The sequence below is a fragment of the Pseudomonas sp. PDM20 genome (genome assembly GCF_014852575.3).
GTDB lineage: Bacteria > Pseudomonadota > Gammaproteobacteria > Pseudomonadales > Pseudomonadaceae > Pseudomonas.
Genome location: NZ_CM181224.1, coordinates 419,053 through 442,117, shown reverse-complemented (window position 1 = coordinate 442,117; position 23,065 = coordinate 419,053). Strand labels below are relative to the sequence as shown.

Sequence of the window (23,065 nt, the reverse complement as noted above, 5' to 3'; positions counted from 1 at the left end):
CTCATGTGTCTGTGTCATCCCTTCCGGGTAAAGGCCAGAACGCGCTCATCGGCGACCGGTTCGAGCAGCGGGTGGTGCCAATCGGCGACCTCGCCCACTCCGATCACCAGCAGTCCCCCAGGCGCCAGCCGCTCGGCCAGGCGATTGAGGATTTCCCGCCGCCGCCAGCGGCGGAAATAGATCAGCAGGTTCTGGCAAAAAATCACGTCCATGCCGGACATTGGCGCCTTGGCCAGTTCCAGCACATTCAGCCGCGCGCAACAGACGCGCCCGGCGAGATCGGGTATCACTGCGTATCGACCGTCATCCTGCGCGCTGAAGTAGCGCGTGGCCAGTTCCGGGTCGATATCCGCAAGCTTGCGTGCCGCATACGTGGCCTCGCGCGCCCGGTTGAGGGCATTGAGGCTGATGTCGGTGCCGGTCACGCCATACAGCGGCGCAAGACCTGCGTCTTCCAGTACCTTGGCGGCCACCATGGCGAGGGAGTAAGGCTCCTCGCCGCTGGAACAGCCGACGCTCCACAAGGCCAGCGGCCGGCTCGGGCCGACCTGTTCAAGGCGCTGGAGCAGAAAGCTTTCCAGCACGTCGAAGGATGCCTTGTGGCGAAAGAAACGGGTTTCCTGAACGGTGAGGCGGTCCAGCAGGTTCGACCACTCGACGGCGCCGCGCGGGCCATCGGTGACCTGGCGGTAATAGGTGCCGTAGTCGGCAATGCCCAGTTCGCGCATCCGCGCGCCCAGGCTGGTCTGCAGGAAGGCCCGGCGCTGCTCGTTGACGACAACGCCGGTGCGGTCTTCCAACAGTGCCTGCCAGTCGCGGAAGTCCGCGGCCGACATGTCGGCCAACGGCTGCAACGACCAGACGCCACTTGCCTGCATGTCGCGCCCCTCGCTCAAGATCGTCGTGCGCTACCCGGCTAAGAGCAGCGCACCTCCTCTGCTCAGGCCTGTTCGGCGGTGTCCGGCAGTTTGAAGCCGGATACGGAGTGGCGCATCTCGCCGGCCATCTTGGCCAGGTTACCAATGCTGCGCGCGGTAGCGGTGGTACCGGCAGAGGTCTGCGAGGTGATCTCCTGGATCACGTTCATGGTGTTGGAAATGTGGCCGGCGGAGGAGGCCTGCTGACGGGCGGCGTTGGAGATGTTCTGGATCAACGCTGCCAGGGTCTTGGATACCTTCTCGATCTCTTCCAGGGACACACCGGCGTCCTGCGCCAGACGGGCACCACGTACCACCTCGGAGGTGGTCTGTTCCATCGAGATCACCGCTTCGTTGGTGTCGGTCTGAATGGTCTTCACCAGCGCCTCGATCTGCTTGGTCGCAGCGGAGGAACGTTCCGCCAGGCGCTGTACTTCGTCCGCTACCACGGCGAAGCCGCGGCCCGCGTCGCCCGCCATGGACGCCTGGATCGCGGCGTTCAGTGCGAGGATGTTGGTCTGGTCGGCAATGTCGTTGATCAGGCTTACGATGTCACCGATCTCCTGGGACGATTCACCGAGGCGCTTGATCCGCTTCGAGGTGTCCTGGATCTGCTCACGGATGTTGTCCATGCCGGTGATGGTGTTGTGCACCACTTCGTTGCCCTTGTTGGCGATGGCTACGGAACGTTCCGCTACCGCCGAGGACTCGGAGGCGTTCGCCGATACCTGGTCAATGGACACGGCCATTTCGTTGATCGCGGCGGAGGCGCCGGCGATTTCCTGGGCCTGGTGCTCGGAAGCCTCGGCCAGGTGCATGGCGGTGGCCTGGGTTTCCTGGGCGGCGGCGGCCACCTGCACGGCTGTCAGGTTGATGGTTTCCACCAGCTCGCGGAGCTGGTCGATGGAGTAGTTGATGGAGTCCGCGATCGCACCGGTGAAGTCCTCGGTTACCGTCGCGGCCACCGTCAGGTCACCGTCGGCGAGGTCGGCGATTTCGTCGAGCAGTCGCAGAATCGCCGCCTGGTTACGTTCGTTCTTCTCGGCGGTCTCGGCCAGTCGGCGGTTGGTTTCACGCACCATCACCAGGCCGATGAGGATGATCGCGCCCAGGGCGATGATACCCAGCGCGGCGCTGGCGACCTGGTTGAACACACGGCCTTCGGCCAGGTTCTCGAAGCCGGCGGCGAGGCTGGAAGCCTTGTCCAGCAAGGTCTGCGAGCCACCGAAGATGGTGTTGGCGGCTTCACGGACCTGGAACAGTTCCGGGGAGGTCTCGAGGATCTCGTCCACCGAGCCGGAAACGAATTCGAACAGCTCGGCGATCTCGTTGAGGCGGTCCACCGCTTCGGCGTTGGTCACCTTGGAGATGCTCATCGCCGCGTTGCCTTCCTTCATGCCCTTGAGTACGCGACCGAAGAGGCTGGCGTCACGGCCGAAGCTGTCGGCGGCCTGCACGGAGTTCTCGTCACCGGCGAGCACCTTGTTCACCGAGCCGAGGATACGTTCGGCCAGCAGCGACTGGCGCTGGGCTACCGCGACCTGGTCGGCCGGGGCGCCGTTTTCCAGCAGGATGTCGACGACCTCTTCGTATTCCACCTGCAGCTGCGGGATGGTTTCGGCGAGGGTCGCGGCTACCTGGTGCAGGGACAGTACGGTCTGTTCGCTGGCGAGGATGGAGTCGGCATTCTTGCGCAGGGTGTCCCAGTCCTTCTGTACATCCGCCATCTGCGGTTGTACCGAATCCGGGCTCGGCGGCAGGCCGGTGCTCTCGTCACCCTTGGAGAGGATGTTCCAGCGCTTCTCGAAGTCGTTGCGCGCTTCTTTCAGCAGCTTGAACGCCTCCGCCTTGCCCGCCGCGGCTTCCGTGGCGTTCTTGGCGATACGCTGGGACAGCACGCGCAGTTCGCCGGCATGGCCGATGTACTGCTTGTCGTGGTTCGCCTGGGTGTTGAGGTAAGCGAAGTTGGCGAACAGCAAGACGATCGCCACGATCAGGACCACGAAGAGTCCGAGGATCAGCGAGCTGCTACGCGCACCCGAAAAAAGACTGCCTGCCTTTATATTTTTCATATTCGGCCCCCGCCTGGACCCACCACGATTACGAATTCCATGTCACAACAAGGGCCGGCAATGCCGGCCCAACCGGTCAAACTCTAGCTGGCGACGTCCAGGAACCCCGGGTGCTGAGCCAGCGCATGCGGGCTGAACACGAGCCAGGGTTGCTCCCGATGGAAGACGCCATGGATAAAGGGCTGCAGGACCGCTTCGAGGGGCGGCAGCTGCTCGGAGAAGGTGTCCACCGGGAAGTGCTGCATGCCGAACACCTCATCGACGATGAGACCGGCGAAGACTTCCTGGTATTCCACGACGAGCACACGCCGTTGCTTGCGCAGAGGCGAAAGCTCCGCGCCGAGGAAACCGCACAGGTCCATGATCGGCAACAGGCGGCCGCGCACGTTGGCGACCCCCTTCACCCAGTCACGGACACCGGGCAGCAGTGTGTAGCGCGGCTCATGAAGAACCTCGCCGACCTCCCCCATGGGCGCCACGAACAGGCGCCCAGCCATGCGAAAGCCGATGCCGTTCCAGCTCTGCACCACCTCGCGCTGCGCGGGCAGACCCGCGGCCAGCTGACGACAGCGCTGATCGATCTGGACGAGAACCTCGAAAGGACTCTGGACTTCCGCCATGCCGGCCCTGGCCTTCTCTAATAATTATGTTCAGGTGTGCAGGTACGGCTGTATCAGCCGGCCAGCACCGAATTGATGGTCTTGAGCAGTGTTTCTTCGTCCACCGGTTTGGTCAGGTAGTCGCGAGCGCCCTGGCGCTTGCCCCAGACCTTGTCGGTCTCCTGATCCTTGGTGGTGACGATGATGACCGGAATCGCGCTGGTTTCCGGGTCCTTGGACAGCTGACGGGTCGCCTGGAAGCCGTTCAGGCCGGGCATGACGATGTCCATCAGGACGACGTCGGGCTTTTCCTGGCGAGCCAGGGCCACGCCATCGGCGCCATTTTCGGCCTTGAGTACCTGGTGCGAGTGCTTTTCCAGCATCGCGGTCAGCTTGTACATCTCGGTCGGCGAGTCATCAACAATCAGAATTCGAGCCATTGTGGTCCCCATACGGAATAGGCGTCACCGGCGCTTGCGCCGGACTTCAGGAAGCGTGCTCCACCGGGGTGAAGTCGGGCACATGGGTCTTGATCGCGCCGAGCAGTTCTTCCTTGCTGAAAGGCTTGGTGAGGTACTGATCGGAACCGACGATGCGACCCTTGGCCTTGTCGAACAGGCCGTCCTTGGAGGACAGCATGATCACCGGCGTGGATTTGAATGCACTGTTGTTCTTGATCAGGGCGCAGGTCTGATAGCCATCCAGGCGCGGCATCATGATGTCGACGAAGATGATGCTCGGATGGGTATCGGCGATCTTGGCCAGCGCGTCGAAGCCGTCGATGGCTGTAATGACATCGCAGCCGACTTTCTTCAGCAGGGTTTCAGCCGTGCGACGAATCGTCTTGGAATCGTCGATCACCATTACTTTCAAACCGTCGGAATGCTGTTCCATGTTCGCCCTTACCATCTCGGTGAGTCGTTTTTCCGCTTTTTATTTCAGTGCGCAAGCGCCCTGCCACCGTCGGGCTGCGACCCAATCGTGGGAACCTTTTACCACAATCGTCAGAATCTTTACCACGCCCAGCAAATTCAGGCCATAAGACCCCGAACGCGCAGGCTTTTTCCTTGACCGAGCGCACATCCAGCGCCACCCTGAGCGTCCATTTTCAGCCTTTGCGGCGCGGCCTCGAGTCGCAGCCCCAAGCCGACGAATTCCCCCAGGAGGACATCCCATGAGCGTACGCCTCGGGATCGTGATGGACCCCATCGCGCAGATCAGTTTCAAGAAGGACAGCTCGCTGGCCATGTTGCTGGCCGCCCAGGCCCGTGGCTGGCAGCTCTTCTATATGGAACAGCAGGATCTTTACCAGAAAGAGAACGTCGCCCGCGGTCGCATGCGTCCGCTCAAGGTGTTCTACGACCCAGCCCACTGGTTCGAACTGGAAGACGAAGTCGACCAGCCGCTGTCGGACCTGGACGTGATCCTGATGCGCAAGGACCCGCCCTTCGACAACGAGTTCGTCTACTCCACCTACCTGCTGGAACAGGCCGAAACCGCCGGTACGCTCATCGTCAACAAGCCGCAGAGCCTGCGTGACTGCAACGAGAAGTACTTCGCCACGCTGTTCCCGCAGTGCGCGCCGCCGACAGTGGTGAGCCGCCGGTCCGACATTCTCCGCGAATTCGCCGCGGAGCATCGTGACATCATTCTCAAACCCCTGGATGGCATGGGCGGATCGATGATCTTCCGCCACCGCGAAGGCGACCCGAACCTCTCGGTGATCCTCGAGACCCTGACCCGCCACGGCCAGGAGCAGGTCATGGCGCAGCGCTACCTGCCGGCCATCAAGGATGGCGACAAGCGCATCCTGATGATCGACGGCGAGCCGGTGGAATACTGCCTGGCGCGCATTCCCGCCCAGGGCGAGACCCGTGGCAACCTCGCCGCCGGCGGCCGTGGCGTGGCCCAGCCGCTGACCGAACGCGACCGCTGGATCGCCGCCCAGGTCGGCCCGGAACTGCGCAAGCGCGGCCTGCTGTTCGTCGGCCTGGACGTGATCGGCGAGAACCTCACCGAGATCAACGTCACCAGCCCGACCTGCATCCGCGAGATCGATGCGGCCTACGACACGCGCATCGGTGAGAGACTGATGGCAGTCATCGACGAAAAGCTCAAGGCGCGCAGTGCGTCATAGACTTTTATAAGCCTCGTCGGCAGACTTCCGCCCCACCCTGGCCCGTGCGATCCGCAATGAACGCTGCAACCCATCAAGACTTCCCCGTGTCCTCCGGCGTACGTCCGGCGGACCGTCTGGGTTTCACCCTGTTCGTTGCGGCCATCCTGCACGTGGCCGTGCTGCTGGGCGTGGGCTTCACCATGCCCTCGCCCAGCCAGCTGAGCAAGACGCTGGAAATCACCCTGGCCAGCTTCAAGAGCGACAAGGCGCCCGAGAAGGCCGACTACCTCGCCCAGATGAACCAGCAGGGCAGCGGCACCCTGGAACACAAGGCGATCCCCAAGACCACCGAGCAGGCGCCGTTCCAGGACACCGAAGTCAAGAAAGTCTCTCCGCCGGCCACCCCGCGCCAGGCCAAGAGCCCCGAAGCACCCAAGGCCGCCGTCGCCACCCGCACCCCGCGCCCGGACAAGGTGCAGACCAAGCAGCAGACGCCCAAGGCCGAGACCGTCGCCAAGCCGGCGCCGCAGTTCGACTCCGCCCAGCTCTCGGCGGAAATCTCCAGCCTCGAAGCCGACCTCGCCCGCGACCAGCAGGCCTACGCCAAGCGTCCGCGCATCCACCGCCTGAGCGCCGCCTCGACCATGCGCGACAAGGGCGCCTGGTACAAGGAAGAGTGGCGCAAGAAGATCGAACGCATCGGCAACCTCAACTACCCCGACGAAGCCCGTCGCCAACGCATCTACGGCAGTCTGCGGCTGCTGGTGTCGATCAACCGCGACGGCTCGCTGTATGAGGTGCAGGTCCTGGAATCCTCCGGACAGCCGACGCTCGACCAGGCCGCCCAGCGCATCGTGCGCCTGGCCGCGCCTTTCGCGCCCTTCTCCGGCGACCTGAACGACATCGACCGCCTGGAAATCATCCGCACCTGGCGCTTCGAGCGCGGCGACCGCCTGTCCAGCAACTGAGCCAGCGCGCCCGAAGCGTCTGCTGACGCTTTCAAGTCTTGTCCCTTTGGCCCCCAGGCCTGAAACTAGCCGGCATGAAAAGCACAGCCGCCAGCTACCTCAAGCACCACTTCCTGATCGCCATGCCACACATGGCGGACTCCAATTTCGCCCAGACGGTGACCTACCTCGTGGAACACAACGAGCAGGGTGCCATGGGCCTGATCATCAATCGCCCCAGTGGCCTGAGCCTCGCCGACGTGCTCGAACAACTGCGCCCGGACGAACTGCCGCCGGTGCGCTGCCAGGGCGTGACCATCTATAGCGGCGGCCCGGTGCAGACTGACCGCGGCTTCGTCCTGCACCCCACCGGGCGCAGCTACCAGGCCACGCTGGGGCTGGGCGAGCTGTCGCTGTCCACCTCCCAGGACGTGCTGTTCGCCATCGCCGATGGCAGCGGCCCCGCGCAACACCTGATCACCCTCGGCTATGCAGGCTGGGAAGCCGGCCAACTGGAAGCCGAACTCGCCGACAACGCCTGGCTGACCTGCCCCGCGGACCCGGCGGTGCTCTTCGAGGTGCCGGCCGAGCAGCGCCTGTCGGCGGCCGCCGAGCGCCTGGGGGTCAACCTCAGCCTGCTCACCGCCCAGGCCGGGCACGCCTGATGACCAGCAAACCCCTGCGCCTGCTCCTGGGTTTCGACTACGGCACCAAGCAGATCGGCGTCGCCGTCGGCCAGGCCATCACCGGCCAGGCCCGCGAACTGTGCGTGCTCAAGGCACAGAACGGCGTGCCGGACTGGAACCGCGTCGAAGCCCTGATCAAGGAATGGCAGCCCGACGCCATCGTCGTCGGCCTGCCGCTGAACATGGACGGCACCCCCAGCGACATGAGCGAGCGCGCCGAGAAATTCGCCCGCCGCCTGCACGGCCGCTACAACCTGCCGGTACACACCCACGACGAACGCCTGACCACCTACGCCGCCAAGGGCGAGCGCCTGGCCCAGGGCCAGCGCGACGGATACCGCGAGCGCCCGGTGGACGCCCTGGCCGCCGCCCTGCTGCTGGAGGGCTGGCTGGCCGACAACGCCCCCGCCTGACCCGAGGCCGGCTCCCTTGACCTGAAGCAGCGCCAGGGGAGCGAAAGCCACTAAGCTTGCCGGACCACTCCTTCCCGGAACGGTCCGCCCCGATGGCCGCCCGCGCCGGGTGGCCTCGCCAACCGAACCGGAGACGTCATGACCCTGCCCAGCCCCGCCGAACTCATCCCCCGCATGGCTACCGACCTGCGCAACTACCTCGCGCAGCGCGGGATCGACTCGCCGCGCTTCGTCGGCATCCACACCGGCGGCATCTGGGTCGCCCAGGAACTGCTCAAGGCACTGGGCAGCGACGAGATCCTCGGCATCCTCGACGTCTCCTTCTACCGCGACGATTTCAGCCGCAGCGGCCTGCACCCGCAGGTCCGTCCGTCGGAACTGCCCTTCGAGATCGACGGCCAGCACCTGGTGCTGGTGGACGACGTGCTGATGAGCGGCCGGACCATCCGCGCCGCGCTCAACGAGCTGTTCGACTACGGCCGCCCGGCCAGCGTGACCCTGGTCAGCCTGGTGGACCTGAACAAGCGCGAGCTGCCCATTCGCCCGGATATCGTCGGCGAAACCCTGTCCCTGGCACCCAACGAGCGGGTAAAATTGCGCGGTCCCGCACCACTCGTCCTCGAGCGCACGCTTCTCAGCACCGCGCTGTAACTCCGCGCGCCCGGACCTCCACCCCCAACTTTCAGGGCCTGCCACATGCCGACCGACGCCAAGCGCCCGCTGCAGCTCAACGACCTGGGCCAGCTGCGCCACTTCCTCTCGCTCGACGGGTTGTCCCGCGAACTGCTGACTGAAATCCTCGATACCGCCGACTCCTTCCTCGAAGTCGGCGCCCGCGCGGTGAAGAAAGTCCCGCTGCTGCGCGGCAAGACCGTGTGCAACGTGTTCTTCGAGAACTCCACGCGCACCCGCACCACCTTCGAACTGGCCGCCCAGCGCCTGTCCGCCGACGTCATCTCGCTGAACGTGTCGACCTCCTCGACCAGCAAGGGCGAGACGCTCACCGACACCCTGCGCAACCTCGAGGCCATGGCCGCCGACATGTTCGTCGTGCGCCACAGCGACTCGGGCGCCGCGCACTTCATCGCCGAGCACGTCAGCCCCAACGTCGCCGTGATCAACGGCGGCGACGGCCGCCACGGCCACCCGACCCAGGGCATGCTCGACATGCTCACCATCCGTCGCCACAAGGGCAGCTTCGAGAACCTCTCGGTGGCCATCGTCGGCGACATCCTGCACTCGCGGGTGGCGCGCTCCGACATGCTGGCGCTGAAGACCCTCGGCTGCCCGGACATCCGCGTCATCGCCCCGCGCACCCTGCTGCCGGTGGGCCTGGAAGACCAGTACGGGGTGAAGGTGTTCACCGACGCCAACGAAGGCCTGAAGGACGTCGACGTGGTGATCATGCTGCGCCTGCAGCGCGAGCGCATGGCCGGCGGCCTGCTGCCCAGCGAAGGCGAGTTCTTCAAGCTCTACGGCCTGACCCAGAAGCGCCTGCAACTGGCCAAGCCCGACGCCATCGTCATGCACCCCGGCCCGATCAACCGCGGCGTGGAGATCGATTCCGCCGTGGCTGACGGCGAACAGTCGGTGATCCTCAACCAGGTCACCTACGGCATCGCCATCCGCATGGCCGTGCTGTCCATGGCCATGAGCGGCCAGAACGCCCAACGCCAGCTGGAACAGGAGGACGCGCAATGACCGTCAGCATTCGTGGCGCCCACCTGATCGACCCGGCCAGCGGCCTGGACAAGGTCTGCGACCTGCACATCGAGGCCGGCCGCATCGTCGCCATCGGCGACGCCCCCGAAGGCTTCCACGCCGCCCAGGAAATCGACGCCGCCGGCCTGACCGCCGCGCCCGGCCTGGTGGACCTGAGCGTCGCCCTGCGCGAGCCGGGCTACAGCCGCAAGGGCAGCATCGAAAGCGAAACCCGCGCCGCCGCTGCCGGTGGCGTCACCAGCCTGTGCTTCCCGCCGCAGACCAAGCCGGTGCTGGACACCTCCGCCGTCGCCGAGCTGATCCTCGACCGCGCCCGCGAAGCCGGCAACGCCAAGGTCTTCCCCATCGGTGCGCTGACCAAAGGGCTCGCCGGTGAGCAACTGTCCGAGCTGGTCGCCCTGCGCGACGCCGGCTGTGTGGCCTTCACCAACGGCCTGGCGCCGATGGCGAGCAACCGCGTGCTGCTGCGTTCGCTGGAATACGCGGCGACCTTCGACCTGACCGTGGTGTTCACCTCCCAGGACGCCGAACTGGCGGCCGACGGCATCGCCCACGAAGGCCCGACTGCCAGCTTCCGCGGCCTGGCCGGCATCCCGGAAACCGCCGAGACCGTGGCCCTGGCCCGCAACCTGCTGCTGGTGGAGCAGTCCGGCGTGCGTGCGCACTTCAGCCAGCTGACCAGCGCCCGTGGCGTCGAGATGATCGCTCAGGCCCAGGCCCGTGGCCTGCCGGTCACCGCCGATGTGGCGCTGTATCAGCTGATCCTTACCGACGAGGCACTGGCGGACTTCTCCAGCCTGTACCACGTGCAACCGCCGCTGCGCTCGCGCAAGGACCGCGACGCCCTGCGCGAAGCGGTGAAGAGCGGCGTGATCCAGGCCATCGCCAGCCACCACCAGCCCCACGAGGCGGACGCCAAGAACGCACCGTTCGCCGCGACCGACCCGGGCATCAGCAGTGTCGAACTGCTGCTGCCGCTGGCCATGACCCTGGTGCAGGACGGCCTGCTCGACCTGCCGACCCTGCTCGCGCGCCTCTCCAGCGGCCCTGCCGCCGCACTGCGCCTGCCGGCCGGCAAGCTGGCCATCGGCGCGGCAGCGGACGTGGTGCTGTTCGAAGCCGACGGCCAGACCCTGGCCGGCGAGACCTGGCACTCCCGCGGCCAGAACTGCCCGTTCCTCGGCCACTGCCTGCCGGGCGTGGTGCGCTGCACCCTGGTGGACGGGCACATCGTCCACGCGGTGTAACGCTCCGCCGTCCCATGAAAAAGCCCGCCGATTGGCGGGCTTTTTCTTTTCATACGGCGAATCCCGTGCAGGAGCGCGCCATGCGCGCGATCGCGGGCATGGCCCGCTCCTACAGGGTGCTGCAAGTAATGGGTATTGCTTCGCTCCATCCTACAAATGCATCTCGTGCTTCAGATCATCGCCAGGGCCTTGGCCAGATCGGCGCGCAGGTCTTCTACATCCTCCACCCCCACCGACAGGCGAATCAGCGAATCGCCGATCCCCAGCGCCGCGCGGTTCTCCGGCGGGATGCTGGCGTGGGTCATGATTGCCGGGTGCTCGATCAGGCTTTCCACGCCGCCCAGGCTTTCCGCCAGGGCGAACAGCTGGACGTTCTCCAGGAAGCGCCGCGAGCCGGCGAGGTCGGTGTCCAGGTCCAGCGAGATCATCCCGCCGAAGCCCTTCATCTGCGTGCGCGCCAGTTCATGCTGCGGGTGTGACGGCAGGCCGGGGTAATAGACGCGCTTCACCTGCGGTTGCTGTTCCAGCCATTTCGCCAAGTCCAGTGCATTGGCGCAGTGGCGCTCCATGCGCAGGGCCAGGGTCTTCACCCCGCGCAGGGTGAGGAAGGCGTCGAACGGGCCGGCGATGGCGCCCACCGAGTTCTGCAGGAAGCCCAGGCGTTCGGCGAGGTCGGGGTTGTCGCCGACGATGGCGATGCCGCCGATGACGTCGGAGTGGCCATTGAGGTACTTGGTGGTGGAGTGCACGACGATGTCGAAGCCCAGGTCCAGCGGGCGCTGCACATAGGGGCTGGCGAAGGTGTTGTCGGCCACGCAGAGGATGCCGCGCTCGCGGCAGGTGCGGGCGATGGCGGCCAGGTCGGTCAGGCGCAGCAGCGGGTTGCTCGGGGTTTCCACCCAGACCATGCGCGTCTTGTCGGTCAGCGCCGCTTCCAGGGCGCCGGGCTGGGCCAGGTCGGCGAAGTGGAAGTCGTGCCCGGCGCTGCGCCGGCGCACCCGCTCGAACAGGCGGAAGGTGCCGCCGTAGAGGTCGTTGCCGGAAACGATGTGCGAGCCGGCGTCGAGCAGTTCCAGTACCGCCGAGATCGCCGCCAGCCCCGAGGCGAAGGCGAACGCCTTGCTGCCGCCCTCCAGGTCCGCCACGCAGCGCTCCAGCGCCCAGCGCGTGGGGTTGTGCGAGCGGCCGTAGTCGAGCCCCTTGTGCACGCCGGGGCTTTCCTGGCGGTAGGTGGAGTTGGCGTAGATCGGCGGCATGATCGCCCCGGTGGACGGGTCCGGCTCCTGCCCGGCGTGGATCACGCGGGTGGCGAAACCGAGGCGGTCGTCGTGCTGGCTCATGCGAGGGTCCTCCGCAAATGGTTGAGCAGGTCGAATCTTGTGATCAGGCCGTGGAAGCCCGAGGCGTCGGCGATGATGGCCACCAGGCCGCGGCCGAGCACGGCTTCCAGTTCGCCGAGGCTGGCACCGGGGGCCAGGGTTTCCGGAGCGTCGCTCATGGCGCTGGAGACTTCGCAACGGTAGTGCGCCGGGTCGTCATGCACGCCCATGAGGATGTCGGACTCGTCGATCACACCCACCAGGCGCTTGCCGTCGAGCACGGGGAGCTGGGAGATGTCCGCCAGGCGCATGCGCTGGAAGGCGGTGAGCAGGGTGTCGCCGGGGCCGACACTGACCACCCGCCCTTCTTCGAAACGCCGCGCGATGATGTCACGCAGGTCGCCGTAGTGCTTGCGCTGCAGCAGGCCTTGGTCGGTCATCCACTGGTCGTTGTAGATCTTCGACAGGTAGCGCGTGCCGGTGTCGCAGACCAGGCTGACCACGCGCTTGGGTTCCTTCTGCTCGCGGCAGAAACGCAGCGCGGCGGCCAGCAGCGTGCCGGTGGACGAACCGGCGGCGATGCCTTCGTTGCGCAGCAGCTCGCGGGCGGTGGCGAAGCTTTCCTCGTCACTGATCGAGTAGGCATGGCGCACGCTGGAGAGGTCGGCAATCGACGGCACGAAGTCTTCGCCGATGCCCTCGACCGCCCAGGAACCGGGCGTGCCGATGGCACCGGAGCGCGAGTACTCGGCCATGATCGAGCCCACCGGGTCGGCCAGGACCATTTCCAGCTCGGGCTGGACCTTCTGGAAGAAGCGCGTGAGCCCGGTCAGCGTGCCGGCGGAGCCGACACCGACCACCACGGCGTCGAGGTCATGGCCGGTCTGCGCCCAGATTTCCGGGCCGGTGCCGGTCTCGTGGGCCAGCGGGTTGGCGGGGTTGTTGAACTGGTCGGCGAAGAAGGCGTCGGGCAGGTCTTTCGCCAGCCGCGCCGCGACGTCCTGGTAATACTCGGGATGGCCCTTGCCGACGTCGGAGCGGGTGATGTGTACCTCGGCGCCCATGGCGCGCAGGTGCAGGACCTTCTCGGTGGACATTTTGTCCGGCACCACCAGCACTACCCGGTAGCCCTTGGCGCGGCCGACCAGTGCCAGGCCCAGGCCGGTGTTGCCGGCGGTGGCTTCGACGATCACGCCACCGGGCCTGAGCCGGCCGTCACGCTCGGCGGCCTCGATCATGGCGACGCCGATGCGGTCCTTGATGGAGCCGCCGGGGTTCTGCGATTCAAGCTTGAGGAACAGGGTGCAGGGTCCGGTATCGAAGCGCGTCACGCGGACCATGGGGGTATTGCCGATCAGGTCGAGTACGGCAGGGCGGGATTCGTTGCTCATGGCAGCCACTCCTTCTGCGGCGCCACGGGGATCGCCCGGCGGCGCCTGCTACTGTCCTCCTGACCTTAGGCGGGAGGCACAGGTCGCGCCAGGTGGCGCGACGAAAGACGGCGAGGCAGAAGGTGTGCGAAAGGTGCGGCATTACCTGAAGGATTGCTCCGGATCAGATTCGCTGCGGCCCGTTGCGCTCGGAAATCTGGCTGTTCAGCGTCCAGAAGTCATACAGCACGCCGATGAAGAACAGCCCGCCGGTGAACAGGTAGAGGATGCCTGTGAGCCACTTGCCCATGTACATGCGGTGCACGCCGAACACGCCGAGGAAAGTCAGCAGGATCCAGGCGACGTTGTAGTCCACCCCGCCGGAGCGGTAACGCTGGTCCGCCGCGTCATCCATGGAGGGAATGAGGAACAGGTCGATGATCCAGCCGATGAAGAACAGGCCGAGGGTGAAGAACCAGATGGTGCCGGTGATCGGCCGGCCGTAGTAGAAGCGGTGCGAGCCGGTGAAGCCGAAGATCCACAGCAGGTAGCCGATGACCTTGCTATGGGTGTCAGGGTTGGCGGACATGCCTTTCTCCCGTTGCGTTACAAGGTCATCAGCATAAACGAAAAGCCCGCACGGGGCGGGCTTCTCAAGGAGCAGGATCAGCGGAAACGACGGTTGGGATCGTCTTCGCTCATCTCCAGGGTCAGGCCCTGGGTCATGGTGGTCAGGTGGTCGGCGTCGGTCTCCGAACCCAGCTTGATCATCAGGCGCAGGTCGTTCGCCGAGTCGGCATAGGCCAGCGCATCTTCGTAGGTGATCTCGCCCTGGGTGTAGAGCTGGTACAGCGCCTGGTCGAAGGTCTGCATGCCCTGCTCGGTGGAGCGCTTCATCAGCGGCTTGAGCTCGTGGACCTCGCCCTTGCGGATCAGGTCGGCGGCCAGCGGGGTGTTCAGCAGGACCTCGATCACCGCGCGGCGGCCCTTGCCGTCCGGGGTGGGCACCAGTTGCTGGGCGACGATGGCCTTGAGGTTGAGCGACAGGTCCATCCACACCTGGCCGTGCCGGTCGGCCGGGAAGAAGTGGATGATCCGCTCCAGCGCCTGGTTGGCGTTGTTGGCGTGCAGGGTCGCCAGGCACAGGTGGCCGGTTTCGGCGAAGGCCACGGCGTGGTCCATGGTCTCGCGCGAGCGCACCTCACCGATCATGATCACGTCCGGCGCCTGGCGCAGGGTGTTCTTCAGGGCCACCTCGAAGGTATCGGTATCCAGGCCCACTTCACGCTGGGTGACGATGCAGCCCTGGTGCTGGTGGATGTACTCGATGGGGTCTTCGATGGAGATGATGTGGCCGGTGGAGTTCTTGTTGCGGTAGCCGATCATCGCCGCCAGCGAGGTGGACTTACCGGTGCCGGTGGCACCGACGAAGATCACCAGGCCGCGTTTGGTCATCGCCAGCTTCTTGAGGATTTCCGGCAGCTTCAGGTCATCGATGGTCGGGATGTTGGTCTCGATGCGGCGCAGCACCATGCCCACCAGGTTGCGCTGGTAGAAGGCGCTGACACGGAAACGGCCGACGCCACGGGCGCTGATGGCGAAGTTGCACTCGTGGTTCTCGGCGAAGTCGCGGCGCTGCTGCTCGTTCATCACCGACAGCACGGTCTCGCGGGTCTGCTCCGGCGACAGGGCGGTCTTGGTGACCGGCAGTACCTTGCCGTTGACCTTCATCGAAGGCGGCACGCCCGCCGTGATGAACAGGTCGGAGGCTCCCTTTTCCACCATCAGGCGCAACAGCTTCTCGAATTCCATGATCTTTCTCGCCGAGTTCACGCTGACTACGACAGGGCTGTCGGATCACGAAGCGGGTGCGTGTGGCGCGCTCCGTGCGCCGGGCCGCAAGGGCCCGGTGGGATTTAGAAGTTTTCCGGGATCTTGGCTTTTTCTTTCGCCGCGTCGCGGGTCACCAGGCCCTTGGCGACCAGGCCCTTGAGGCACATGTCGAGGGTCTGCATGCCGATCGCGCCGCCGGTCTGGATGGCGGAGTACATCTGCGCGACCTTGTCCTCGCGGATCAGGTTACGAATCGCCGGGGTGCCGATCATGATCTCGTGGGCCGCAACACGACCGCCGCCGATCTTCTTCAGCAGGGTCTGGGAAATCACCGCCTGCAGGGATTCGGAGAGCATGGAGCGGACCATGGATTTCTCCTCGGCGGGGAACACGTCGACGATACGGTCGATGGTCTTGGCCGCGGAGGTGGTGTGCAGGGTGCCGAAGACCAGGTGGCCGGTTTCCGCGGCGGTCAGCGCCAGGCGGATGGTCTCCAGGTCGCGCATCTCACCCACCAGGATGATGTCCGGGTCTTCACGCAGTGCCGAGCGCAGGGCCTCGTTGAAGCCGAGGGTGTCGCGGTGCACTTCGCGCTGGTTGACCAGGCACTTCTTCGACTCGTGGACGAATTCGATCGGGTCTTCGACGGTGAGGATGTGGCTGTACTTGGTGTTATTCAGGTAGTCGAGCATCGCCGCCAGCGAGGTGGACTTGCCCGAACCGGTCGGGCCGGTCACCAGGACCAGGCCGCGCGGCACGTCGGAGACGCGCTTGAACACTTCGCCCATCCCCAGGTCTTCCATGGTCAGTACCTTGGAGGGAATGGTCCGGAACACGGCGCCGGCGCCGCGGTTCTGGTTGAAGGCGTTGACCCGGAAGCGGGCGACGCCCGGCACTTCGAAGGAGAAGTCGGTTTCCAGGAACTCTTCGTAATCCTTGCGCTGCTTGTCGTTCATGATGTCGTAGATCAGCGCGTGAACCTGCTTGTGCTCCAGCGGCGGCAGGTTGATGCGGCGAACATCGCCGTCGACGCGGATCATCGGCGGCAGGCCGGCCGAGAGGTGCAGGTCCGAAGCGCCCTGCTTGGCGCTGAAGGCGAGCAGCTCGGTAATATCCATGGGACTCCCCAATCAAGAGCAAGCAGGTAGAATGCCGCAGAACACGCAGCAGCCGGGCGGAAAAGCGACGGTAATGTCCACGATAGCAGAGAATATTGCAAAGGTTCGCGTACGAATCCGTGAGGCGGAACAAGCGAAAAATCGCACGCCTGACTCGGTGCAGTTGCTTGCCGTGAGCAAGACCAAACCCGCCGCCGCGATCCGCGAAGCGTTTGCCTGCGGCCTGGCCGATTTTGGCGAGAACTACCTGCAGGAAGCCCTGCTCAAGCAGGCCGAACTGGCCGACCTGCCGCTGACCTGGCATTTCATCGGCCCCATCCAGTCGAACAAGACCCGGCCGATCGCCGAGCACTTCGACTGGGTGCATTCGGTGGACCGCCTGAAGGTCGCCCAGCGCCTCTCCGAGCAGCGCCCGGCGAACCTGCCGCCGCTGAACGTGCTGCTGCAGGTGAATGTCAGCGGCGAGGACAGCAAGTCCGGCTGCTCCCCTGCCGAGCTGCCCGCCCTCGCCCAGGCGGTTGCGCAACTGCCCCACCTGAAACTGCGCGGCCTGATGGCCATCCCCGAACCCACCGAGGACATTGCCGCGCAGCACGCCGCGTTCGCCCGCCTGCGCGAGCTGATGCAAGCCCTGAATCTCGGCCTGGACACCCTGTCCATGGGCATGAGCCACGACCTCGAAGCCGCCATCGGCGAAGGCGCCACCTGGGTGCGGATCGGTACCGCCCTGTTCGGCGCCCGCGACTACGGCGCCTCCCACTGAATAAAGGAAGCGACTCCATGAGCAGCACCCGCATTGCCTTCATCGGCGCCGGCAACATGGCCGCCAGTCTCATCGGTGGCCTGCGCGCCAAGGGCGTCGCCGCGCGCGACATCCGCGCCAGCGATCCGGGCGCCGAGCAGCGCGCGAAGATCGCCGCCGAGCACGGCATCGAAGTGGTCGGCGACAACGCCAGCGCCGTGGCCGGTGCCGATGTGGTGGTCCTGGCGGTCAAGCCGCAGGTCATGAAGGACGTCTGCCTGGCGCTGGCGCCGTCGCTGAGCGAGAACGCGCTGATCGTCTCCATCGCCGCCGGCATCCCCTGCGCCAGCCTCGAACGCTGGCTGGGCGAGGTGAACGGCCAACCGCGCGCCATCGTCCGCTGCATGCCCAACACCCCGGCGCTGGTCGGCCTGGGTGCCAGCGGCCTGTACCCCAACGCCAGCGTCAGCGCCGCCCAGCGCGAGCAGGCGGAGCAACTGCTGAGCGCCGTGGGCATCGCCCTGTGGCTCGACGAGGAGCGCCAGATCGACGCGGTCACCGCCGTCTCCGGCAGCGGCCCTGCCTACTTCTTCCTGCTGATGGAAGCCATGACCACCGCCGGTGAGAAGCTCGGCCTGTCCCGCGAAGTCGCCGGCCAACTGGCCCGCCAGACCGCCCTGGGCGCCGCACAGATGGCCACCACCAGCGATGTCGACCCGGCCGAACTGCGCCGTCGTGTGACCTCGCCCAAGGGCACCACCGAAGCGGCCATCAGCACCTTCCAGGCCAACGGTTTCGAGGCGCTGGTGGAGAAGGCAGTCGGCGCCGCCGATCACCGCTCCGCCGAGCTGGCCGAACAACTGGGCCGCTGATTGCCGCGTCGCAGGCGACCATGGACGGTCGCCCCGCTCCCGCCTGTGACAGACAACCCCTGATCGCCACGCGGGATTGAATTTGCACGTGACGAAACACACTTACACGCGACCGGCGACGATGAATTCCCTACAGTATGGCGTTACAGCGCCGTCGTTGACCGACCGCCCGATTCGCCCGGCCCTGCGCGCCGGCGCCCAACGTTCACCAAGGACCGCCCAATGACCGGACTTTCCACAGCCGCCATCTATGTGATCCAGACACTTGGCAGCCTGTACCTGCTGATCGTGCTGCTGCGCTTCATCCTGCAGCTGGTCCGCGCCGACTTCTACAACCCGCTCAGCCAGTTCATCGTGCGCGCCACCAAGCCGCTGCTGAACCCGCTGCGCCGCGTCATCCCCGGCTTCGGCGGCATCGACTTCGCCTCGCTGGTGCTGGCGATCCTGGTCCAGCTGGTGCTGATGGTCATCACCCTGACCCTGATGGGCTACGGCGTCGGCGGCTACATCCTGCAACTGCTGGTGTGGTCGATCATCGCGGTGACCTCGCTGTTCCTGAAGATCTTCTTCTTCGCCCTGATCATCAGCGTGATCCTCTCCTGGGTCGCTCCGGGCAGCTACAACCCCGGCGCCCAGTTGGTAAACCAGATCTGCGAGCCCTTCCTGGCGCCCTTCCGCAAGCTGCTGCCGAACCTCGGCGGGCTGGATATCTCGCCGATCTTCGCGTTCATCGCGCTGAAGCTGATCGACATGCTGGTGATCGGCAACCTGGCCGCGATGACCGGGATGCCGCAGATCCTTTCGCCCTTCATGTAAGCAGGCATGCCGTTCTATCACTGGGACGGCGAGGACCTGATCCTCGACTGCCACCTGCAGCCCAAGGCGAGCCGCGACGAGTTCGCCGGGCTGCACGGTGAGCGCCTGAAGATCCGCCTCACCGCGCCACCAGTCGAAGGCAAGGCCAACGCCCACCTGCTGGCCTTCCTCGGCAAGGCCTTCGGCGTACCGAAAAGCGCGGTGAAGCTGGAAAGCGGCGAACTGAACCGCCAGAAGCGCGTGCGCATTCCCCGTCCGACGAAACTTCCGGCAGAACTCGGGATAGCCGCTCAGTAACCTTGGCCGACCTTACGTGTAGGAATGTGCTGTAGGCCAATTGCTATTCCTACGCCCCGACGCATAATCCACGCCATCCATTCCCCGCGCAGGACGCGCCAGCCCAAGGAACGCCCGGATGAGCATGGAACGTCTCAGTCAGCAGATCGATGCCTACGTCACCTGGAAGCGCGAGCTGGTCCGCGAGATCACCCGCTATCGCAGCTGGCTTGAGCGCGCCCGGCTGAATACCCCGGAAATCGAGAACCGTCTCGAACGCACCCTGCGCCTGCTGCGCGTCGACCACATCACCCTGGCCTTCGTCGGCGAGTACTCGCGCGGCAAGACCGAGCTGATCAACAGCCTGTTCTTCGCAGGATTCGGTCGCCGCATGCTGCCGTCCCAGGCCGGGCGCACCACCATGTGCCCCACCGAGCTGTTCTTCGACCCGCGCTCGGAGCGCCCGTACATCCGCCTGCTGCCCATCGAGACCCGCGTCGCCGATGCCAGCGTCGCGCAGTTCAAGCGAATCCCGCGGCACTGGGTGAACATCCCGCTGGATACCTCCGACCCGGCGAACATGGCCGAGGCCTTCGCCCAGGTCGCCAAGACCAAGCCGCTGCCGGTGGAACAGGCGATCCAGCTGGGTTTCCACCCGGACATGCTCGAAGCCACCGACAAGCCCGGCATCGTGCTGGTGCCGGCGTGGCGCCACGCGCTGGTCAACTTCGACCATCCGCTGCTGCGCCAGGGCCTGCGCATCCTCGACACCCCCGGCCTCAACGCCCTGGGCAGTGAGCCGGAGCTGACCCTGTCGATGCTGCCCAGCGCGCAATCGATCCTCTTCCTGCTGGCCGCCGATACCGGCGTCAGCGCTTCCGACATGGCGATCTGGCAGGACCACGTGCGCCAGCTCGGCGAGGACGGCCATACCACCCTTTATGCGGTGCTGAACAAGATCGACGTGCTCTGGGACGACCTGGCCGGCGAAGCCTTCGTGCAGAACGCCATCCGCCACATCCAGGACACCACCGCGCGCCAGCTGGGCATCGCCCGCGAGGACGTGCTGCCGCTGTCGGCCAAGCAGGCGCTGCTGGCCAAGGTACGCGGCGACCGCGAACTGCTCGCGCGCAGCCAGATGGAGTCCCTGGAGGACCTGCTCTGCGAGCGCATCGTCGCGCAGAAGGAACGTCTGCTGGAAACCGCCGTGGTCGGCCAGGTGCTGGCGCTGGTCAACAACAGCCAGCACAGCCTGCGCGTGCGCCTGGACAAGGTGAAGGAGCAGCAGGCGCTGCTCAACGACCAGCAGCAGGACAGCGGCCAGCTGCTGTTCGAGCTGACCGCGCGGACCAAGGACGACCACAACCTGCACCACAAGCGTCTGCTCAGCCTGAAGACCAACCAGCGCCTGCTGCGCCACCAGGGCGAGCAGTTGCGCGAGGCAGTGCGCGCCGAGCGCCTGGAACAGCACCTGAAGAAGGTCCACGACAAGCTGCGCGGTAGCTGGACCACGGTCGGCATCCACCAGGCCATCCTGCAGTTCTTCCGTACCGTGGAAGGCGACCTGGTCGCCCTCGGCCACGAAGCCGAAACCGCCAACCGCATGGTCGCGGCCATCTACCAGCGGCACAACGAGGAAAACCCGCTCAACGCCCTGGACGCCCCGCAGTTCCGCGTCCAGCGCTACCTGCGCGACCTCGCCAAGCTGCAGGAGAAGGCCGACCGCTTCCGCCTGCACCTCAAAACCCTGCTCACCGAGCAGCGCCTGCTGACCCGGCGCTTCTTCGCCACCGTCGCCCAGGAAGTCATCGGCCTGCACCAGCGCCTGCGCGAGGAAGCCGAGCAATGGGCCGCCGACGCCCTGATGCCGCTGATGCAGTACAGCCTGGAACACAAGCAGATGCTGGAAACCCACATGCTGCGCCTCAAGGCCCTGGCCCAGGAAACCCAGCAGGCGCGGCAGCGCTCGCTGCTGCTGGGGCGCTATACCGAGGAGCTGGAACAGCAGCTCACCGAGGCCACCGACATCCTCCGCCAACTGCGCCGCCCGGCGCCGCTGCAACGCCAGGCCAAGGTCGTCACCCTGCCCACCTCGCAGCGCGCCTGAACCCCGCGCCGCGCCCGCCCTGCCGCTTCCGAGTGCGCTTGCCGCAGGGGGCGGCGCTCTTTAGACTGGCCGTCCTTTTTTATTCATGAGCTGGGTCGATGCCAACAGTCTTCCCCGAAGATTCCGTCGGTCTGGTCACCCCCCAGACGCTGCAGTTCAACGAACCGCTGCCCCTGGCCTGCGGCAAGACCCTGCCCGAATACCAACTGGTGATCGAGACCTACGGCGAGCTGAACGCCACGGCGAGCAACGCCGTGCTGATCTGCCACGCCCTTTCCGGCCATCACCACGCCGCCGGCTACCACAGCGAGGATGAGCGCAAGCCGGGCTGGTGGGACAGCTGCATCGGTCCGGGCAAGCCCATCGACACCCGCAAGTTCTTCGTCGTCGCGCTGAACAACCTGGGCGGCTGCAACGGCTCCACCGGGCCGACCAGCCTCAACCCTGCCACCGGCAAGACCTACGGCGCAGACTTCCCGGTGGTCACCGTGGAAGACTGGGTCAACAGCCAGGCACGCCTGGCCGACCGCCTCGGCATCCACAGCTGGGCCGCCATCGTCGGCGGCAGCCTGGGCGGCATGCAGGCGCTGCAGTGGACCATCAGCTACCCCGAGCGCGTGCGCCATTGCCTGTGCATCGCCAGCGCACCCAAGCTGTCGGCGCAGAACATCGCCTTCAACGAAGTCGCCCGCCAGGCCATCCTCTCGGACCCGGAGTTCTTCGGCGGCCACTTCCAGGAGCACGACGTGATTCCCAAGCGCGGCCTGCGCCTGGCGCGGATGGTCGGGCACATCACCTACCTCTCCGATGACGCCATGGGCGCCAAGTTCGGCCGCGACATGAAGTCGGAGAAGCTCAACTACGACCTGCACAGCGTCGAGTTCCAAGTGGAAAGCTACCTGCGCTACCAGGGCGAGGAGTTCTCCACCCGCTTCGACGCCAACACCTACCTGCTGATGACCAAGGCGCTGGACTACTTCGACCCGGCCGCCGCCAACGGCGACGACCTGGCGCGCACCCTCGCGGGGGTGAAGGCGGACTTCTGCCTGATGTCCTTCACCACCGACTGGCGCTTTTCCCCGGCACGCTCGCGGGAAATCGTCGACGCGCTGCTGGCGGCGAAGAAGAACGTCAGCTACCTGGAAATCGACGCACCGCAAGGCCACGACGCCTTCCTGATGCCGATTCCGCGCTACCTGCAAGCCTTCAGCGGTTACATGCACCGCATCAGCGTATAAGGACCACCATGCGCGCCGACCTGGAAATCATCCAAGACTGGATCCCCGCCGGCAGCCGCGTGCTCGACCTGGGCTGCGGCGATGGCGAGCTGCTCGCCTGGCTGCGCGACCACAAGCAGGTCGGCGGCTACGGCCTGGAGATCGACTCCGAAAAGATCGCCAAATGCATCGAACGCGGCGTCAACGTCATCGAACAGGACCTGGACAAGGGCCTGGGCAACTTTGCCAGCGACAGCTTCGACGTGGTGGTGATGACCCAGTCGCTGCAAGCCCTGCGCTACCCGGACAAGGTGCTGGCGGAGATGCTGCGCGTGGGCAAGACCTGCATCATCACCTTCCCCAACTTCGGTCACTGGCGCTGCCGCTGGTACCTCGCGCGCAATGGCCGCATGCCGGTGTCGGAGTTCCTTCCGTACACTTGGTACAACACGCCGAACATCCACTTCTGCACCTTCCGCGACTTCGAGGCGCTCTGCCACGAGCAGCACGCGAAGGTGCTCGACCGTCTGGCGGTAGACCACGAGCACCAGCATGGCTGGGCCTCGCGAATCTGGCCTAATCTGTTGGGTGAGATCGGCATCTACCGGATCAGCGGCGCTGGCGTGCAAGACCACCGCATCGCCGTCTGATCGCGGCTATCTGATAGAGCCCG

Annotated in this window: 24 protein-coding genes; 14 read left to right on the top strand and 10 right to left on the bottom strand. The window is 65.8% G+C overall.

The features are described from left to right. Positions 1-14: 14 nt before the first annotated feature. The 5 genes from IB261_RS02165 to pilG form a co-directional block, all read right to left on the bottom strand. The gene (locus IB261_RS02165) at positions 15-878 is read right to left on the bottom strand and encodes a protein-glutamate O-methyltransferase (protein ID WP_151189771.1); all 864 of its coding nucleotides are present in this window, start codon (positions 876-878) and stop codon (positions 15-17) included. Positions 879-940: 62 nt separating this feature from the next. Beyond that, positions 941-2,989, bottom strand: coding sequence for a methyl-accepting chemotaxis protein (locus tag IB261_RS02160; protein ID WP_045212954.1), 2,049 nt, complete (start codon positions 2,987-2,989; stop codon positions 941-943). Positions 2,990-3,072: 83 nt separating this feature from the next. Then, the gene (locus IB261_RS02155) at positions 3,073-3,609 is read right to left on the bottom strand and encodes a chemotaxis protein CheW (protein ID WP_081519603.1); all 537 of its coding nucleotides are present in this window, start codon (positions 3,607-3,609) and stop codon (positions 3,073-3,075) included. A 53-nt stretch (positions 3,610-3,662) separates the two neighbouring features. Beyond that, on the bottom strand, positions 3,663-4,028 hold the full coding sequence (gene pilH, locus IB261_RS02150; protein WP_024766237.1) for a twitching motility response regulator PilH: 366 nt from the start codon (positions 4,026-4,028) through the stop codon (positions 3,663-3,665). Between the two features lie 46 nt (positions 4,029-4,074). After that, a complete protein-coding gene (gene pilG / locus IB261_RS02145) occupies positions 4,075-4,482 on the bottom strand; it encodes a twitching motility response regulator PilG (RefSeq protein ID WP_015475142.1) in 408 nt (135 codons plus the stop codon). Positions 4,483-4,762: 280 nt separating this feature from the next. On the opposite strand from pilG, the gene gshB reads away from it, so the two are divergent. From gshB to IB261_RS02110, 7 genes are all read left to right on the top strand, one after another. Then, positions 4,763-5,725: a glutathione synthase gene (gene gshB, locus IB261_RS02140; protein WP_081519602.1), complete on the top strand. Its 963-nt coding sequence runs from the start codon at positions 4,763-4,765 to the stop codon at positions 5,723-5,725. Positions 5,726-5,781: 56 nt separating this feature from the next. After that, positions 5,782-6,675, top strand: coding sequence for an energy transducer TonB (locus IB261_RS02135; RefSeq protein WP_081519601.1), 894 nt, complete (start codon positions 5,782-5,784; stop codon positions 6,673-6,675). Positions 6,676-6,749: 74 nt separating this feature from the next. Continuing rightward, positions 6,750-7,319 (top strand): YqgE/AlgH family protein, encoded by a 570-nt coding sequence (locus tag IB261_RS02130; RefSeq protein ID WP_192383341.1) that lies wholly within the window; start codon positions 6,750-6,752, stop codon positions 7,317-7,319. Then, positions 7,316-7,753 (top strand): Holliday junction resolvase RuvX, encoded by a 438-nt coding sequence (gene ruvX / locus IB261_RS02125; RefSeq protein WP_138213113.1) that lies wholly within the window; start codon positions 7,316-7,318, stop codon positions 7,751-7,753. Before IB261_RS02130 ends, ruvX begins: the two co-directional genes overlap by 4 nt. A 138-nt stretch (positions 7,754-7,891) precedes the next feature. Then, complete coding sequence (pyrR, locus tag IB261_RS02120; protein ID WP_081519598.1) at positions 7,892-8,404, top strand: bifunctional pyr operon transcriptional regulator/uracil phosphoribosyltransferase PyrR; 513 nt, start codon at positions 7,892-7,894, stop codon at positions 8,402-8,404. 45 nt (positions 8,405-8,449) lie between these two features. After that, the gene (locus IB261_RS02115) at positions 8,450-9,454 is read left to right on the top strand and encodes an aspartate carbamoyltransferase catalytic subunit (RefSeq protein ID WP_138213114.1); all 1,005 of its coding nucleotides are present in this window, start codon (positions 8,450-8,452) and stop codon (positions 9,452-9,454) included. Next, positions 9,451-10,722 carry a dihydroorotase gene (locus IB261_RS02110; protein WP_081519596.1) on the top strand — a complete coding sequence of 424 codons (1,272 nt, stop codon included), beginning with the start codon at positions 9,451-9,453 and terminating at the stop codon, positions 10,720-10,722. Before IB261_RS02115 ends, IB261_RS02110 begins: the two co-directional genes overlap by 4 nt. Positions 10,723-10,892: 170 nt before the next feature. Here IB261_RS02110 and IB261_RS02105 read toward each other — a convergent pair whose 3' ends face one another. The 5 genes from IB261_RS02105 to pilT all read right to left on the bottom strand — a co-directional run bounded on the left by IB261_RS02105 (position 10,893) and on the right by pilT (position 16,362). Further along, positions 10,893-12,062: a trans-sulfuration enzyme family protein gene (locus IB261_RS02105; RefSeq protein WP_151189059.1), complete on the bottom strand. Its 1,170-nt coding sequence runs from the start codon at positions 12,060-12,062 to the stop codon at positions 10,893-10,895. Beyond that, positions 12,059-13,432: a pyridoxal-phosphate dependent enzyme gene (locus IB261_RS02100; protein WP_192383342.1), complete on the bottom strand. Its 1,374-nt coding sequence runs from the start codon at positions 13,430-13,432 to the stop codon at positions 12,059-12,061. The genes IB261_RS02105 and IB261_RS02100 overlap by 4 nt, the downstream gene beginning before the upstream one ends. A 163-nt stretch (positions 13,433-13,595) precedes the next feature. Further along, positions 13,596-14,000: an NINE protein gene (locus IB261_RS02095; protein ID WP_017520120.1), complete on the bottom strand. Its 405-nt coding sequence runs from the start codon at positions 13,998-14,000 to the stop codon at positions 13,596-13,598. Between the two features lie 77 nt (positions 14,001-14,077). Beyond that, complete coding sequence (gene pilU / locus IB261_RS02090) at positions 14,078-15,223, bottom strand: type IV pilus ATPase PilU (RefSeq protein WP_081519592.1); 1,146 nt, start codon at positions 15,221-15,223, stop codon at positions 14,078-14,080. A gap of 104 nt (positions 15,224-15,327) precedes the next feature. Beyond that, positions 15,328-16,362 (bottom strand): type IV pilus twitching motility protein PilT, encoded by a 1,035-nt coding sequence (gene pilT, locus IB261_RS02085; protein WP_017520118.1) that lies wholly within the window; start codon positions 16,360-16,362, stop codon positions 15,328-15,330. Between the two features lie 73 nt (positions 16,363-16,435). On the opposite strand from pilT, the gene IB261_RS02080 reads away from it, so the two are divergent. The 7 genes from IB261_RS02080 (at position 16,436) to metW (ending at position 23,042) form a co-directional block, all read left to right on the top strand. Further along, positions 16,436-17,125, top strand: coding sequence for a YggS family pyridoxal phosphate-dependent enzyme (locus tag IB261_RS02080; protein WP_081519687.1), 690 nt, complete (start codon positions 16,436-16,438; stop codon positions 17,123-17,125). Positions 17,126-17,142: 17 nt separating this feature from the next. Continuing rightward, the gene (gene proC, locus IB261_RS02075; RefSeq protein WP_192383343.1) at positions 17,143-17,976 is read left to right on the top strand and encodes a pyrroline-5-carboxylate reductase; all 834 of its coding nucleotides are present in this window, start codon (positions 17,143-17,145) and stop codon (positions 17,974-17,976) included. 222 nt (positions 17,977-18,198) lie between these two features. Beyond that, entirely contained in the window at positions 18,199-18,792 is a 594-nt protein-coding gene (locus tag IB261_RS02070) for a YggT family protein (protein ID WP_081519589.1), read from the top strand. Positions 18,793-18,798: 6 nt separating this feature from the next. Further along, on the top strand, positions 18,799-19,089 hold the full coding sequence (locus tag IB261_RS02065; protein WP_081519588.1) for a DUF167 domain-containing protein: 291 nt from the start codon (positions 18,799-18,801) through the stop codon (positions 19,087-19,089). A gap of 118 nt (positions 19,090-19,207) precedes the next feature. Continuing rightward, positions 19,208-21,175: a dynamin family protein gene (locus IB261_RS02060; protein ID WP_081519587.1), complete on the top strand. Its 1,968-nt coding sequence runs from the start codon at positions 19,208-19,210 to the stop codon at positions 21,173-21,175. Positions 21,176-21,273: 98 nt separating this feature from the next. Next, positions 21,274-22,413 (top strand): homoserine O-succinyltransferase MetX, encoded by a 1,140-nt coding sequence (gene metX / locus IB261_RS02055; RefSeq protein WP_081519586.1) that lies wholly within the window; start codon positions 21,274-21,276, stop codon positions 22,411-22,413. Between the two features lie 8 nt (positions 22,414-22,421). Continuing rightward, positions 22,422-23,042: a methionine biosynthesis protein MetW gene (gene metW / locus IB261_RS02050; RefSeq protein WP_151189053.1), complete on the top strand. Its 621-nt coding sequence runs from the start codon at positions 22,422-22,424 to the stop codon at positions 23,040-23,042. Positions 23,043-23,065: the final 23 nt, after the last annotated feature.